Source organism: Bacteroides faecium (assembly GCF_012113595.1).
In the GTDB taxonomy this organism is placed as follows: domain Bacteria; phylum Bacteroidota; class Bacteroidia; order Bacteroidales; family Bacteroidaceae; genus Bacteroides; species Bacteroides faecium.
On sequence record NZ_CP050831.1, the window covers coordinates 31,304 to 47,381 of the forward strand.

The 16,078-nt window shown below is 41.5% G+C and carries 11 protein-coding genes; 5 read left to right on the forward strand and 6 right to left on the reverse strand.

Annotation, left to right across the window (positions count from 1 at the left end; translation table 11 throughout):
• Positions 1–63 precede the first annotated feature (63 nt).
• Genes BacF7301_RS00140 through BacF7301_RS00150 form a run of 3 tightly spaced genes read left to right on the forward strand, consistent with a single transcriptional unit; the run spans position 64 to position 4,665 of the window.
• Positions 64–948: a FecR family protein gene (locus BacF7301_RS00140; protein ID WP_167959423.1), complete on the forward strand. Its 885-nt coding sequence runs from the start codon at positions 64–66 to the stop codon at positions 946–948.
• A complete protein-coding gene (locus tag BacF7301_RS00145; RefSeq protein WP_167959424.1) occupies positions 945–3,638 on the forward strand; it encodes a TonB-dependent receptor in 2,694 nt (897 codons plus the stop codon). Before BacF7301_RS00140 ends, BacF7301_RS00145 begins: the two co-directional genes overlap by 4 nt.
• 7 nt (positions 3,639–3,645) lie before the next feature.
• Complete coding sequence (locus tag BacF7301_RS00150; RefSeq protein ID WP_167959425.1) at positions 3,646–4,665, forward strand: DUF4249 domain-containing protein; 1,020 nt, start codon at positions 3,646–3,648, stop codon at positions 4,663–4,665.
• On the opposite strand, the gene BacF7301_RS00155 is transcribed toward BacF7301_RS00150, so the two are convergent.
• Positions 4,647–5,315, reverse strand: a complete 669-nt coding sequence (locus BacF7301_RS00155) for an ATP-binding cassette domain-containing protein (protein ID WP_167959426.1) — start codon at positions 5,313–5,315, stop codon at positions 4,647–4,649. The two genes, BacF7301_RS00150 and BacF7301_RS00155, sit on opposite strands and share 19 nt — an antisense overlap.
• 429 nt (positions 5,316–5,744) lie before the next feature.
• On the opposite strand from BacF7301_RS00155, the gene BacF7301_RS00160 reads away from it, so the two are divergent.
• Together BacF7301_RS00160 and BacF7301_RS00165 are read left to right on the forward strand one after the other, a co-directional pair.
• Positions 5,745–6,032, forward strand: a complete 288-nt coding sequence (locus BacF7301_RS00160) for a LysO family transporter (RefSeq protein ID WP_167959427.1) — start codon at positions 5,745–5,747, stop codon at positions 6,030–6,032.
• Positions 6,029–6,637 (forward strand): LysO family transporter, encoded by a 609-nt coding sequence (locus BacF7301_RS00165; protein ID WP_167959428.1) that lies wholly within the window; start codon positions 6,029–6,031, stop codon positions 6,635–6,637. Before BacF7301_RS00160 ends, BacF7301_RS00165 begins: the two co-directional genes overlap by 4 nt.
• On the opposite strand, the gene BacF7301_RS00170 is transcribed toward BacF7301_RS00165, so the two are convergent.
• Genes BacF7301_RS00170 through BacF7301_RS00190 form a run of 5 tightly spaced genes read right to left on the reverse strand, consistent with a single transcriptional unit; the run spans position 6,629 to position 16,077 of the window.
• Complete coding sequence (locus tag BacF7301_RS00170) at positions 6,629–8,908, reverse strand: GH92 family glycosyl hydrolase (protein ID WP_209319484.1); 2,280 nt, start codon at positions 8,906–8,908, stop codon at positions 6,629–6,631. The genes BacF7301_RS00165 and BacF7301_RS00170 overlap by 9 nt on opposite strands.
• Before the next feature lie 26 nt (positions 8,909–8,934).
• A complete protein-coding gene (locus tag BacF7301_RS00175) occupies positions 8,935–11,148 on the reverse strand; it encodes a GH92 family glycosyl hydrolase (RefSeq protein ID WP_167967056.1) in 2,214 nt (737 codons plus the stop codon).
• A gap of 8 nt (positions 11,149–11,156) precedes the next feature.
• Positions 11,157–13,076, reverse strand: a complete 1,920-nt coding sequence (locus BacF7301_RS00180) for an FAD-dependent oxidoreductase (protein WP_167959429.1) — start codon at positions 13,074–13,076, stop codon at positions 11,157–11,159.
• A gap of 12 nt (positions 13,077–13,088) precedes the next feature.
• A complete protein-coding gene (locus BacF7301_RS00185; protein ID WP_167959430.1) occupies positions 13,089–14,066 on the reverse strand; it encodes an alpha/beta hydrolase in 978 nt (325 codons plus the stop codon).
• 4 nt (positions 14,067–14,070) lie between these two features.
• On the reverse strand, positions 14,071–16,077 hold the full coding sequence (locus BacF7301_RS00190; RefSeq protein WP_167959431.1) for a retaining alpha-galactosidase: 2,007 nt from the start codon (positions 16,075–16,077) through the stop codon (positions 14,071–14,073).
• Position 16,078 lies beyond the last annotated feature (1 nt).

Consider the following 16,078-nt stretch of genomic DNA (forward strand, 5'->3'; position numbering starts at 1 on the left):
AGCAAATAACCCGATTAATCACTAATTAGTCAGAAATGATGAACGAAGTAATACAGAAAAAGAATGAAATACACCGATAGGGAATTAGAAGAAATACTGAACAAGCTCATTGCTTCCACGTGTTCACCGCGGGGACGTTTTTCCGCAGCAGCCGGCTATCCGGAGTTAGAGAAAAAGCTAAAGTCCCATACCCGGCGTCTGACCTTGATACGTACATTCTCAGCAGCAGCGGCAGTACTTCTACTCTGCCTGTCGGCATGGACAGTTTATTTATATATGCAGCCTGTCTCGATAGAGACGGTTTCTACATTGGCGGAAACACGGACAGTTCATCTCCCTGACGGTAGCACTGTCACCCTAAACCATTATTCTTCAATTTCTTATCCGGAGAAGTTCAAATCGGATAACCGGGAAGTGGAACTGAATGGAGAAGCCTACTTTGAAGTAAGCAAGGACAATAAGCATCCGTTTATTGTGCAGACCGAGACAATTGACGTGCAGGTATTGGGAACTCATTTCAATGTGGATGCCTATCGTGACAATCCTGACGTAAGAACAACGTTATTAACAGGTTCGGTGGCTGTCAGCAATAAAAACAACTCTGTCCGCATGGTATTAAAGCCGAATGAAATTGCTATATATAATAAGGTAGAGCAAAAGCTCACCCGCAAAGCCCTGGAAAATGCAAAAGATGAAATCTCCTGGCGGCACGGAGAGTTTATATTCGATGATTTGCCTTTACAGGAAATTGTCCGCGAACTATCCAACTCATTCGGAACAAGCATCCGTATATCCGGCACAGCTTTGCAGGATTACCGAATTACAGCCCGATTCCGCAATGGAGAGGATTTGGAAACGATTCTGTCCGTATTACACAATGCCGGCTATTTCGACTATTCACAAAACGATAAACAGATTATTATTACTACTAAACCAGACTTAAAATGAGAACTATTCACCAGGGACACCTGCCTGTCAGAACAATTGTTCTGATAGGTATGGTGCTCCTTATCACCACCCGCGCCTATGCACAAAATGCAAACGCCCGGCTCACACTGACACTACGAAACGCTACATTGAAAGAGTTCACCAAAATGATTGAAAACTCAACCGGTTATTCTTTCATATACAGCGAAGAAATCAGTATCAAACATAAAATCAACCTGAAAGTTAAAGAAAAACCTCTGCACGAGATACTTGATCTTGTATTCAAGAATGAAGCGGTCAGCTACCAGTTTTCCGGTCGCTACATCTTGCTGCAAAAAAAGAAAAAGATTAAAAGCGTAAGCCGCAAGTTTACTATCAGCGGATATGTCACTGACGGAACGTCCTCCGAGACGTTGATTGGAACAAATATCTTTGAGAGTCATCAGAATCAGGGAACTACTACCAATCCTTACGGTTTTTACAGTATCACTCTGCCTGAAGGAGAAACCAGCCTGCGTTTCTCCTATTTGGGCTATGCCACAGAGACTCGTCAGTTCACACTATCGAAGGATACATTGATGGATATCCGCATGCAGGGGAATACGCAATTGCAGGAAGTTGTTGTTGTCTCCGACAGAGCGGAAGCAGGAGCTATGGCTACACAGATGGGATCTATTGAAATCCCCATGACACAAATCAAAAGTACTCCGAGTATATTGGGGGAAGCCGACGTGATGAAAGCCATCCAACTCATGCCCGGAGTACAGGCAGGTGTGGATGGTTCTGCGGGATTGTATATACGTGGCGGTAGTCCCGACCAAAATCTTATCTTACTGGACGGAGTTCCGGTATATAATGTAGATCATATGTTCGGCTTCTTCTCCGTTTTTACTCCCGAAGCAGTCAAGAAGGTAACGCTATTCAAAAGTTCTTTTCCGGCACGCTTTGGCGGCCGGCTTTCTTCGGTGATTGATGTCCGTACCAATGATGGAGATATGCAGAAATTTCATGGTACATTCAGCATTGGTTTACTGACCAGCAAATTCAATCTGGAAGGCCCGATTGTGAAAGGGAAAACATCCTTTAATATCTCTGCCCGACGCTCGTATCTTGATTTGCTTGCCAAGCCATTCATGCCTGACGACGAGAAATACAGCTATTATTTTTATGATGTCAATGCCAAAATCAATCACAAATTCTCCGACCGTAGCCGTCTCTTCTTGAGCATATACAATGGTAAAGACCACTTCTCCACTAAATTTGACGTAAATACCGATTATGAAGATGGTACAAAAATGAACTGGGGAAACACGATTGCCTCTGCCCGATGGAATTATATATTCAACAACCGCCTGTTCAGTAACACAACGGTCTCCTTCAACAATTACCAGCTTGGCATTCATTCATACACGACCAGTCAATTCGGTGGAACAACCGGAAAAGAAGTCAACAGATATTCCGCCGACTACCGTTCCGGCATTCAGGACTGGAGCTACAAGATAGACTTTGAATTCAATCCCAGCCCTATCCATCGCATAAAGTTCGGCACAAAATATATGTATCATATCTTTCGTCCGGAAGTCATGACATCCAAAATTTCAGATCAGGCCAACGAACAAGACGGACAGGAGAAAACATACCACAGCATAAACAACAACCATCTTTACGCGCATGAGATATCAGCTTATGCGGAAGATAATTTCAGGATCAACACACGTTTCCGGCTGAATATGGGAGTACATCTTTCTTTATTCCACGTACAGGATAAAAGCTACTTCTCCTTTCAACCACGCATATCCGCCCGTTATCAGTTGGTGAAGGATATTGCCCTGAAAGCATCTTATACCCAAATGAGCCAGTACGTACATCTGCTTTCATCCATGCCCATCAGTATGCCGACTGATTTATGGGTACCTGTAACTAAAAAAATCAAACCTATGCAATCCCACCAGTTTTCACTGGGCGAATATTATACAGGAATCAAAGGTTGGGAGTTCTCGGTTGAAGGTTATTATAAGGATATGCGCAATGTGCTGGAATACAAAGACGGAGTCAGTTTCTTCGGAACTTCGGCAGGCTGGGAAAATAAAGTAGAAATGGGGAAAGGTCGCTCAATGGGAATCGAGCTTATGGCGCAAAAGACTATCGGCAAGACTACAGGATGGCTGTCCTATACCCTCTCCAAAAGTGACCGCAAGTTCGCCAAAGGTGGCATAAATAATGGAGAACGGTTTCCATACAAGTATGACCGTCGACACAATATCAACCTGACGGTCAACCACCGTTTCAACGACCGCATCGACATCGGGGCTTCCTGGGTGTTCTATACAGGGGGAACAAGTACTATTCCCGAAGAAAAGACAGCAGTTATCCGTCCTAACGACGGCATAAACAACGGTTCGGGCGGGGGATGGGTAATCCCTTACGAACCTAGCTTTACTAATACATCTCCCACTATCGGAGAAACTAACTACGTGGAGCACCGGAACAACTTTCGCCTGCCTGCAAGCCACCGGCTCAATATCGGCATCAATTTCAATAAAAAGACCAGGCATGGAATACGAACCTGGAACATCAGTTTATACAATGTGTATAACGCGATGAATCCGGCATGGATTTACCGGGGGCACAACAAAGAAGGTCACGGTGTCATCAAGAAATATACATTATTGCCAATAATACCCTCATTTACTTATACTTATAAATTCTAAACCGACAATGAAAAGTTATATATACTATTTATCCGCACTGATTGTAACATTGACAATCGTTTCTTGTGAAAACGAGCTTCCTTTCAGCATCAAGGACAATCCGCCCAAACTGGTGATGAACGCACTGATTAATACTGAAAGCCAGACTAATCTTCTTTTCCTCAACGTCACAGGTAAGGAAGCTACAACTCATATTCAAAACGCAACGATAGAGGTACGCGTCAACGGGCAACTGGCAGAAAGCCTGCGTCCTCTTCCACCGGAACAGGAAGGAGATCCGCAATGCCGCTTCAACATTACAAGCAAATTTACTCCCGGTGACGTGGTACGTATCGACGCACTTACTGATGACGGGAAATATCATGCGTGGGCAGAAGTAACGGTTCCTCAACGCCCTGCCGAAATAGAAAACATAGACACCCTCACCGTCCCAATGTTGGAATATGGTCACAAAATGAATTATCTTCGTTACCGGATAACCCTCAAAGACCGTCCCGGTGAAACTAATTATTATCGCATTGTGGTGGACAAACAAACTACTCTATGGAAATATAATTATGAAGAAGAGGGAAAAGGCGAGTACATCTTCTGGACAAAACACAGTTACTCATTCATCGGGCGTGAAGACATTGTACTGACAGACGGGCAACCGTCTACCGGAGAAGACGAGGATAACGGAATATTTGACACGGCAAGGAATATCTACGGGGTATTCGACGACTCCCGGTTCAAAGACACATCTTATACAATGACAGTATATAACAGCACACACATCGAAACTGCCGGCGAAGAGGGATATTTTAATGCAATGGATGTCATTATCCGTTTAAGAAGCATCACGGAAGTAGAATATTATTATCTAAAAGCACTTAACCTTGTAGATTCCGACATTTATGACGAGACAATCGACGAACCAATCAAATATCCCGGCAATGTGCACGGTGGCACAGGAATAGTAGGAATCAGTACGGAAGTAAGCGCAACAATCCCTATCATCCTTCCCAAATATCACAACCGTAAAAGATAACCTTGTTCTATCAGTCCCTGTTTATCGGTAAGTTCCATCAATGCACCGTCCCGGATCAGAGTGAGCCGGGTTACTACTTCCAACACTTTTTCATAGTTATGGTCAGTAATCACAATACCTTTGTCTGCCGAATGTATATTGATTTGTTCTATCAATTTTTCCGCCAAATGGAAAGAAAGGTAATCAAACGGTTCGTCAAGTAATACAAACTTGGTGTTGCCAAATAGTAACAATTTGGCTTCCAAATAGCGCCTTTCACCACCGGAAAGTTGTGATACGCGCCGTTCCATGCACGATTGTGCCACTTCATCGTCTTTGTAGAAGTCGTCTGCTTCCTTTTCCTTCAGGTAGTAGCTAACCAATTGCCTTATCTTCTGATGCCTGGGAAGATAACCGCACTGTGGCAGAAAAGCAATCACCCCGGGATATTGATAAGGAACAGGAAGAATTTTACTTTCATCCAAGCGGATAAATTTTCGGTCGGCTTTCATTGTTCCGAAGATTATTTGCATAAGCACAGACTTTCCCGTACCATTCCTGCCGAACAGCCCGACGATGTCACCCGTATTTATCTTCAGGTAAACATCTGTCAGCAACTGCCTGGTGCCGAAGTTTTTGATAACACTATCTATCTCAAGCTGATGACGCATAATCTTATAATCCAAAGGATGAACCAATAAACAATAAATGTAAAGACGATCAAATTCCTTTTCGGAATGCCGGAATTATAATAAAAGTAATAGGCCTCTTTCTCCATGACTTCTTTATAAAGCAGGCTTGTTATAATCCCCACACCGCCCAACATATACGGAAGGGAGTCAAAAAAGATAGTCCAGTCGCCCTTTGATATGAGCAGACAGGCCAACAAGGACAGCGGAACGTTTATTTTTAACGTACTGAGGAAAAACAGATGATATAGTTTTAATCTCCGCATCAAACAGGATATTAATTGCCGCAATAAATATATTAATAAATCCGGTTATTTCCAACCAAACGGTTCTTTAATACTTATTTTACTCCAAAGAAGGATGAGAACATACATTTTCAATTATCTTTGCAAACAAAAACAGATACGAATTATGTTTATTATCATCGGAATCATGCTGACAGGTATGCTCATTGGTTACCTTCTACGCAGCAAACGGTTGACATGGATACACAAAATCATTACTTTTCTGATATGGACGCTGCTATTCCTGCTCGGGATTGATGTAGGCGGAAACGAAACGATCATCAAAGGACTGCCTACTCTCGGACTGGAAGCTGTCATCATTACTCTAGCCGCTGTCATAGGAAGTACCCTATGCGCATGGGGGCTATGGTACTTGTTATATATAAGGAATAGGGGAAAGGAGACAGAAGCATGAAAGGCAGCCTGATTATCGTTTCTTTCTTCATTATCGGTACTCTCTGCGGAGTGTATCATCTCATCCCGTATGATTTCACCGACAGTAAACTCAGTTATTATGCCCTCTGCGGCTTGATGTTCTGCGTAGGGATTAGTATCGGCAACGACCCGAACACGCTGAAAAGTTTCCGTTCACTGAATCCCCGACTTGTATTTCTTCCTATCATGACAATACTCGGTACATTAGCAGGGTGCGCGGTAGCCGGAGCTTTTATGAGCCAACGGGGTGCTGTGGATTGTATGGCTGTAGGAGCTGGATTCGGTTATTATTCGCTCTCCAGCATTTTTATCACCGAATACAAAGGTCCCGAACTGGGAACTATCGCACTGCTTTCCAATATCATGCGCGAAATCATAGCTTTACTATGTGCCCCGCTGCTAGTGAAGTATTTCGGAAAACTTGCCCCCATCTCCGTTGGTGGAGCTACGACTATGGATACCACTCTTCCTATCATTACCCGATATTCAGGAAAGGAATTTGTAATCATTTCCATCTTTCATGGTTTTGTTGTCGATTTCAGTGTTCCTTTCCTGGTTACGTTTCTTTGCTCGATATCATTTTAATAGCAATGACAGAGATGGAACAGCATCAGTGTTCTTTCCCCAATGTATATTACATTGATTCCCCATAACAAATTCTAACTTACCACCATTTACAATATCTTCATGAGTGAACCAAGATTTTGACCAGGTTTCTCCATTTAATTTAGCAGATTGAATATATTTATTATCCATTGAGCAATTACGGGCAGTAATTTCCATAATCTTCCCATCATCCAATTGCAGTTTAACAGATGAAAAGAAAGGGCTACCTATCTGATAAACCGGCAATCCAGGTGTAACAGGATAAAAACCCATCATAGAAAAAACGACAAAGGAAGAAAGACCGCCACCATCTTCATCACCGGGCATTCCCATCAAATCATTTCTGAACCATTGATGAATCAAAGAACGGATACGCTGTTGTGTCTTCCACGGAGCTTGTACATAATTATACAAATAAGGAATATGCAAAGACGGCTCATTTCCCATAGAGAACTGACCCACATTTCCCGTATGATCGGGAAGCTGGGCGTAAAACTTATATTTAGGCTTGCCAAGCGGCTCTCTGAACGTAGTATCTAGATTTCTAATAAAATTGTCAGCTCCCCCCATCAGTCTGACTAAATCATCAATATTATGCTGGACATCCCAACGATAAGTCCAACCATTATTCTCACCATAATACTCACGAGCCCCTATCCCACCAGAAAAACGATAATCAAACGGTTCTATAAAATTCCCATTTTTATCTTTCGGATGGAAAAAAGAAGTTGCCGGATTGAATAATTTACGATAATTATAGGAGCATGAATTATAATAATCGGCTTCTTTCTTCAACCCTAGCGCTTCAGCAAGGCGTGACAGACACCATTGATCATAAGAAGTGCCTAAGGTAACAGCCACGGATTGTCTCCTCTCAAAAGAATTAACCTCCAAGACGCCCTCTTCTTCACCGGGAACAAGTGCGGGAATATATCCCTGCTCTTTATAAAACTTATCCAACCAACCTGCTCTTGCACTTGACCAAGGTGCTAGTGTTTTCTCTTCCATCCCCCTTTTGGCATAATCATATGCTTTCTGCAAATCAAAGTCACGTACTCCTTTATACCAGGCATCCGCTATTACGGCTACTCCATGATTACAATTCATTCGTCGAGAATCGCCTGTCACTTCCGGAAAGGTAGGAAGCCAATATTCGGAAGCTGACTCTGCCATTCTTAAATAAGAGCGTATAATATCAACCTGTTTCTTCCGGTCTATCAAAACTCTTAATGGATGAGCTGCCCTGTAACTATCCCAAATCCAATCGTCCGTGTAATAGTCGTAACCATCATCTTCATGTATTTTATTATCATATGCACTGAAATAACGCCCGTCCTCACTGATATTAACCGGACGTTCCAGGCAACGGTATAAAGAAGTGTAAAACACACAACGGTCATTTTGAGTACCTCCGGAAACCTGTATTTTACTTAGTTTCCTATTCCATATGCGGCGGCCTTCATCGGCTACTTTCTCCAAATTAAAATTCTTAATTTCCCGTCTCAGATTCTTCTTTGCCTGGTCAACACTAATGTATGAAACTCCATAACGTACACCCAAAGATAATGAAGTTATATCCCACGCAGCAACCACACAAACATCATCCCCTTCTGATATCCGCTTATCCTTATTCAATTTACCAGCGCTAAAAACACCTGTACTCTTCGGCTCTACATCCATTTCCATATAAATATATACCCGAAAGTTATCTTGCATATTTTGATAACCGGAAATTACGTTCTTATTGATTTCCAATTTTCCACTTCCACCATTTAATATCAGATAAGGCGTCGTTGTCTTCTGCCTATAATCAATATGGTAAATCGCAGATTGATGGGAAGGAGCAAATTCAACATGAAGCTGTTGCTTGCATAAATCAACTTTATAATAATAAGGTTTTATTACTTCATTATCATAATCGAAATCGAAGCATTGTGAAAGCTCGCACTCCTTGCCTTGAAAAGGAGAAAGATTGAAAGCAAAGGAACCACGATGGCTAATTTGAAGTAAAGGCAATCCTCGAACTTTATCCGAGCCATATTCTTCTTTTTGGGGATAAACCCGCAACATACTGTTCGGCAGATGCACTAACGGATATGTAGGGACTAGCAAATGACTAATATTACCTATATACGGATTCACATAGTCAACCGGATTTTTCACATAAGAGGCAGCAGTCAGGCTCATTACAGAGCCTGGTCCGCCTATCAACAACCATATCAATACCCCCAATCTTATTTTCTTCTTCATCTTCACGCTATATTTAACCATAACAATTATTTACTTACAGGTTTGTCTGTCATTACAAACTCCAGCGTCCCTCCTTCCATGATATCAGAGTGTTTTATCTTGAACTCTTCCAAAGTTTTTCCATTTAGAGAAACTGACTTCACATATTTATTTGTCTTTGACAATCCGGTTGCTTTCATTACAAACACCTTATCATCAGGTAATTTCAAACTGACTTTATCTATTTGTGGAGCACCAATTATATATTCCAAGCTAACCGGATCCACCGGATAAAATCCCATTGCCGAAAATATATACCATGCAGACATCTGACCACAATCATCATTCCCGCATAATCCGTCAGCTTTGGGCTGATAAAAACGGTCAAATATTTCTCTGACAAGTTCCTGTGTTTTCCATGGCTGTTCTACATATTGATAGAGATATGTCACGTGATGGCTCGGTTCGTTGCCATGAGCATACTGTCCTATCAATCCGGTAACGTCAGATACAAAACCTGTATTCTCACTCTCACTCACTGTGTCAAGAAAAAATAAAGAATCAAGTTTCGAAGCAAATGTTTCTTTGCCGCCCATCATATCAATCAGTTTTTCCGGTTCATGCTGCACATGCCATGTATATTGCCATGCGTTTCCTTCTGTATAATCTCCTCCGGATGTTGCAGCATGAGATAAAGCGAATTGGTCGAACGGAGTACGCCATTTGCCTTTGGAATCTTTTCCACGCATCAGTTTTGTCTCAGGGTCAAAAAGATTTTCATAAAACCGGGAACGTTTAATGAAATATTCATAATCCTCCTGCTTACCAAGTGCTTTTGCCATCATAGCAGCACAATAATCATCATAAGAAGACTCCAATGTCCGGGAAACCGATTCTACCTCAATTTTATCAAACGGATAATATCCATACTCCATATACACTTCCCAGTCCGACTTACGATGGCTGACAGTCAAAGAAGTTTTAATCGCTTCGAACGCTTCTTCAACATCGAAACCTCTAAATCCTTTGAGATATGCTTCTACAATAACAGGAACGGCATGATTACCTATCATGGCATAATTATCTTTGCCCCATAACGTCCATATAGGTAAAAAGCCTTGCACTTGATGATGGTCAAGCATTGACTGTACAAAATCATCTACTTTATCAGGATTCAGTATCGTATATAACGGATGAGCGGCACGATACGTATCCCAAAGAGAGAAAGTAGAATAATAGGCGCCTGTGGCAGAAGTAAATACACTATCATTCACTCCTCTGTAACGCCCGTCAGTATCAGCTATATTATTCGGTTGGATATAAAGGTGATAAAGCGATGTGTAGAAATTGATTTTCTGCTCATCCGTTCCTTCTATATCGGCAACAGACAATAGTTTATTCCATTTATCATGTGCCTGTGCCTTTATTTGCTTGAAGTCCCATGCCGGATTTTCCTTCTCCAAAGATGCGGTTGCACCTTCTACGCTTACAGTCGACATGGCAATCTTAGCCTGCAATTTTTCACCTTTCTTCATGTCAAATTCCAGTACCAGACGCTTGGCTTTTTCATATTCCCTCATCGGTAACTCTTCTTTGACAACATAAGGTTTATCAAACTTGATAATATAATAATAATCTCTTTTTACCCAATTGCTCACAGTTTGGTGCCCGGTGATCGTATATTCATCAGGCATATGAATTTCTGCTTCACGAACGTGTTTCCTCAAAGCCCTGTCGTGCCACACAATACCGCTTTGCATATCTACCAAAAGCCTTGAAGGAGCATCCTCATTATAAGTGAAATTATAAAAGCTAGTTCTTTCGGTAGATGTTACTTCTACATTGATATTATAATCCGGGAAAGTTACCGAATAGTATCCCGGGGTAGCTTTTTGAGTCGACTTATCAAACTTGTTCTTATATACTCCGTCTTTTATTGTACCACTAAAGGGTAAAATAAGAATATCTCCCAAATCCTGGCAACCTGTACCATTGAGATGAGTTTGTGCAAATCCGATAATGGAATCATCTGCGAAATTGAATCCGGAACAATAACGCCATGAGTCATTACCCGTTTCAGGACTGGCCTGTATAAGTCCGAAAGGTACACAAGCTCCGGGAAAGGTATGTCCATTGTCAGCTCCTCCAATAAAAGTATTGACATATTTGCAATAATCCACGGAGTCTTTCTTATTTGCGGAACATGCTGCCATAAACAATATAGCACTTGTCAGCAATAGAGTTAAACTTCTCCTTTTCATCATATCATTTAATTGTCCCATGATTGTTTAATTTTCTGGTTATAAATAAAGTATAGAATTTCTTTACGTTTAGTCATATGTACCGGGATTTTCAATCCCGACATCGTAGTCCAATCCTTCACAAGTTCTTTATCTGCCATATCTTCCAATGAAGCATTCCAAGCGGATATATAACCGGATATTCCCATATATTGTACCATTGCAAAGTCCGGAGAATCTATAGATATATCTTTAAAGTACATCAAAGTCGCTTTGTTGGCTATCAGTTTCTGCTGGACAGTCTCAATATCCAGTTCCTGTGCCGGCTTTTTTTGTTCTATCATCTGCGCAGCAGCTATTCCAGCGGCTTCACCCAATGCCATCCAACATGGTTCCATTCTCAATGTTGAAAAGCCGATATGACTTCCCGATACAGGAACAGGAAACAGAAGATTATCAACCTTTCCGGATGCCATAACGCCAAATGGAATGGTATATGGCACGGACTCATATCCGAAAAAGCCTTCAAGATGCGCCCGTCCTTCTTCACGTTTAAGAACAGCATGCGAATCAAGGGCATAATGGCTGGCAGCTATACTTTGTTTATGAATTGGCGGACGCTGTCCCAAAGTTACAGGCAGAGCGTCATTCGCCGTAAAGAAATAAATGCCTTCAAAGCGTCTCCCCTCACGGACATAAACCTGACGAGGGAAATTTTCATTATCAAGATATTCGGAAGTAGACAAACCCCATTCTTTGCAAGCTTCACGAAAATGCCGAGGCAGTTCTTTATCGTTCTGCGCAAACCAAATCAGACCGAGAGTATAATCTTTAAGCCTCTTTGCATAGTTGTCGCGCCACTCCCAACCAGCGGTAGGCCAAGGCCAGTTTTCTTCGGGCAAATCTGTCGATATAAAAGCCATGTGCTGGTTATTGGCATCTGTTTTTGCATTGGGCAACTTCACCATATTAGTTATTTTAGCAATTCCCCACGGATCTCCCGGAATAATCGTCTTATTTCCTTTCTTCAGACTTTCACGATTTGCTTCCATCTGTTCCCGGGTTATATTCTGCATATCTACTCCGGTATTTCTTCCCGTCCAGACATCTTCTATAAGAGATATATATTCATTTCTGTTATAATTTTCAGGTCGCAAAACAGGCCTCATCTGACTCTTATCATTAGTCAGACACAGACGGTAGTTATAAGCCTGCACTGCATTATCTCCTTGATAAGTAGTACCTTCCGACTCATAACCTTCGTAGCCGTTGAAATGGCTTTTTATCCCCCTGCCAAACTGTACACCCCAATGACGATAGATCTTTCCGGCACAAATTTCGTTGAATTCATCACGACTCTCACGCCCTACCCTGAAAGGTATATTCGCTGCCGCCCCCAAATCTCCTTCGTAAGTTGCATCAACAAAAACTTTGCCCATATAAGTCTCTATTTGCCTATTATCTCTATTCAGTATCCTGACAGCTTCTATAACTTTTCCACTCCGTTTTATATTCTGAGGCTCGGAGTCAAACTGACGATTATATAAAACAGTTATTCTATCTCCTTGAGTATTTATCATACTATGGAAAGTTTGTTCGGCTACCGAAGGTTCAAAATGATATCCATCACTGCAATCTTTGACCTGCTGAGAACTATTCCCGTATTTATCAATATAGTATTGCTTGTTTCGGGATACAAACTCATGGAATAAGCCGGTTGTCGCATTTCTCGTCGTAATATCAGTTGCTCCCAAACCATTAGCAGGCAATCCGCCTATATGAGATGTACGTTCCAACAGCAAAACACTCTTTCCTTCGCGTGCCGCAGCAATTGCAGTCATGATTCCACCGGGAGTTCCGCCTACAATAACTACATCGTAGTTCTTATTCTGTGCAGATAGAGTGTATAGAAATAATATACAAGCTATAAAATGATATAAGCGCTTCATATTCTTACTTATTTAAAGGTATTTGCGAGCCAAAATCAAGACTTTCATCAGCATTGGCTCATATAAATCCGTACCGACAAATGCGGTATGGGCATAATAATCTTTTTTCAGTATCTCATAGCTCACATCATGTTTCTTCAAGGTTTCCTCAAAACTTACAATCTGTTGTTTGTCAATGAGGAAATCACCCGAACTGTAAGTCAACACACAATAAGGTGCATCCGAATGGACAAATGTTATGGGTGAAGCATATTTACGGTCTTCTATCGAGGACAAACCGAAATAGGTATCGTGCCGGCTTGAAGGTACAAATCCCGGAACTGTATGTTCCAGATCATATATTCCATTGAAACTGACAAGCAGCTTCGTTTCCGGAATACGCATCGCCGCATACGCAGATAGATGTCCACCAGCCGAATGACCGGCGAAACCGAAACGTGACGGGTCGAGCCCAAATTCGTCCGCATGCACTTTTATAAATGCAAGCGCATCTTGTATATCTTGCCATGTATCTTTAAATGTGGCATTCTGCGTCAATAAAGAATAGGAAATTCTCACTCCGGCAATACCGTTCGAAGCCAGGTACCTCGATTGTAAACTATGCCCGTTATAATCCCCCATATGCCATCCGCCACCGTGAATCCAGATAATAAAAGGAAGTTTTCCCTCTGATTCTTCCGGCAAATCGACCGCCAGTTTCAACTCATAACCGGGATATGTTTTAAACGTAAAAATCTTCGTGATGCATTTATGATATTCCGATTCATTTATGAACAACCTTGCGTTCTTATATGGAATATACATATCTGCCGGCACAGAGTCTGGATTGAACACATTCAGTTCCCTTATTTTCTTTTCGTCTTTTAGTTTATAACTATCACCAACGGCTACCAAGTCCAAACCGTATCTATTAATCCTCCTCTGCTGCGCATACAATACAAAGGGAAACAACAGAACAAGGGATATAAGCAAGGATTTTTTCTTAATCATTACCTCATTTTTTAGTTATTCTCATTACGTATCCTCCACCGGGAGCCATACATATCTTCATTCTCTTATCAGGGGATATATCCACTACTTCTTTCACGTAATCACTCGCCATACGATTTGCATTGATGCCGTCTCTGAAAACTTCTGCCTTAAAAGCACCTTCCCCTAGAAAGGACAAGTCAAGTTCAAGGCTACGTGTATCCCAATTAGTCAATGCACCTACATACCAGGAATCTCCCCGCCTGCGGGCCAAAGAAATATATTCGCCTATCTCCCCGTCCATGACTACAGTGTCATCCCATATGGTAGGAATGGAAGTAATAAATGATGTACACTCCTGTTCCTTCATATAATTTGTCGGACTATCACACAGCATATTCAAAGGTGATTCGAAAACAACATACTCTGCCAACTGCCGGCAACGTGTACCTTGGCTCATTGGCTCCGACCATACGGAACGATAATCTGCCTTTGTACCGTTTTTCATAGCTCCCTGTGTATAGTCAACCGCTCCTGCCACCATACGTATGAAGGGAAAAGTTACATCATACGTCACCATATCACAGTCATAATTTTTATTCTTCAACTGTTCCAGTCCATGTACCCCCTCAAAGTTTAAGACATTCGGATAGGTACGGTTGATTCCCGCAGGTTTGGCTCCGCCATGAAAATCAATAATCAATTTATGTTCGGCAGCCAACCTGGCACTTTTGTAATAGAACTCGTTAGTAAGCTGGTCATCCCGTCCCACAGCATCCAATTTGAATCCTTTGATTCCCATTCCCGCATAATGCTTTATAGCTTTCTCCAAATCTTTATCAAATACAAAATACCCCATCCATAATATCAGCCCTACGTCACGTTGCAAAGCATAGTGGATAAGTTCTTCAAGGTTGATGTCAGGTGCCACGGCAAATACACTTCCTTCCATTCTATCATACCATCCATCATCAAGGATGACATACTTAATTTTGTTTTTTGCGGCAAAATCAATATAATATTTATATGTCTCGTTGTTAACACCGCTCTTAAAGTCCACACCGGATATATTCCAGTCATTCCACCATTCCCAGGCAACCTGCCCCGGCTCTATCCACGATGTATCGTCCAAACGAGACGGTTCGGCAAGTTTATAGACCATATCATTATCGACCAACTCCTTATCCTCTTCGCTCACTATAACAACACGCCACGGAAAAGCTTGTCCTCCTTTGCATTTTGCAATAAAAGGCTCGCGTTCTAAAACAACTTTATTATGCCCTCCAACCGTAGTTGACTTATCATGACTCCCCTGCGCCGTACGTTTAGGATAGGGTGCAAACATAGATTGAAGTACACTATTTCCTTTTGAATTGAGTAAATACATACCAGGATAGCTTTCCAAGTCAGCTTCAGTTATGCATATCTTCTTCCCCTTGTCTGCTTCCACCAAGAGAGGAAGAAAAGCCAACTGTCCACTTTTCCATTCATTTACCGGTTTATACTCATAAGTATTTTCAAAAGTGTTGAAATACTGTTCTTCAAACGAACCACTTTTCCTTACATAAGGGATATAAGCCTTTCTATTTTTACCCAAATTAAAATTAGCCTCTTCATTTTTTACTATAAAAGGCTTCGTTCCGGTAGAGACAAAGCGATAAGCCATCCCTTCATTATATACCCTGAATACCAAGTTAAATTGCTCCTTAAACTGAATTAGCAGTTCATTATAATAGTCGTGTATCTTATCTCTTTTATAAAATGGAGAGACGATCATCTGGTCAACAGAATTTCTAACAGTTCTTTTTACTCCGGACGTTTTACCAAATATGTAATTATCGGTTTCCATCGAAATAGCAGAAGAGTACAGCATCGTATCAGTCTCGTGTACTACAGAGTAATTGATTGTCTTATCTATCGTCACATTTACCTTCAGTTTTCCATCCGGCGAGACTATTTCATACTTTTTGTGCGCAAAAACACCTGTACAGATAAAGAACAATATAACAATTGCATATCTTTTATTCTTCATA

Coding starts and splice junctions, on each gene's coding strand:
- BacF7301_RS00175 (WP_167967056.1), bottom strand. CDS start 11,148: ATGAAAAGGAGAAGTTTAACTCTATTGCTGACAAGTGCTATATTGTTT.
- BacF7301_RS00150 (WP_167959425.1), top strand. CDS start 3,646: ATGAAAAGTTATATATACTATTTATCCGCACTGATTGTAACATTGACA.
- BacF7301_RS00185 (WP_167959430.1), bottom strand. CDS start 14,066: ATGATTAAGAAAAAATCCTTGCTTATATCCCTTGTTCTGTTGTTTCCC.
- BacF7301_RS00155 (WP_167959426.1), bottom strand. CDS start 5,315: ATGCGTCATCAGCTTGAGATAGATAGTGTTATCAAAAACTTCGGCACC.
- BacF7301_RS00180 (WP_167959429.1), bottom strand. CDS start 13,076: ATGAAGCGCTTATATCATTTTATAGCTTGTATATTATTTCTATACACT.
- BacF7301_RS00190 (WP_167959431.1), bottom strand. CDS start 16,077: ATGAAGAATAAAAGATATGCAATTGTTATATTGTTCTTTATCTGTACA.
- BacF7301_RS00140 (WP_167959423.1), top strand. CDS start 64: ATGAAATACACCGATAGGGAATTAGAAGAAATACTGAACAAGCTCATT.
- BacF7301_RS00160 (WP_167959427.1), top strand. CDS start 5,745: ATGTTTATTATCATCGGAATCATGCTGACAGGTATGCTCATTGGTTAC.
- BacF7301_RS00145 (WP_167959424.1), top strand. CDS start 945: ATGAGAACTATTCACCAGGGACACCTGCCTGTCAGAACAATTGTTCTG.
- BacF7301_RS00170 (WP_209319484.1), bottom strand. CDS start 8,908: ATGAAGAAGAAAATAAGATTGGGGGTATTGATATGGTTGTTGATAGGC.
- BacF7301_RS00165 (WP_167959428.1), top strand. CDS start 6,029: ATGAAAGGCAGCCTGATTATCGTTTCTTTCTTCATTATCGGTACTCTC.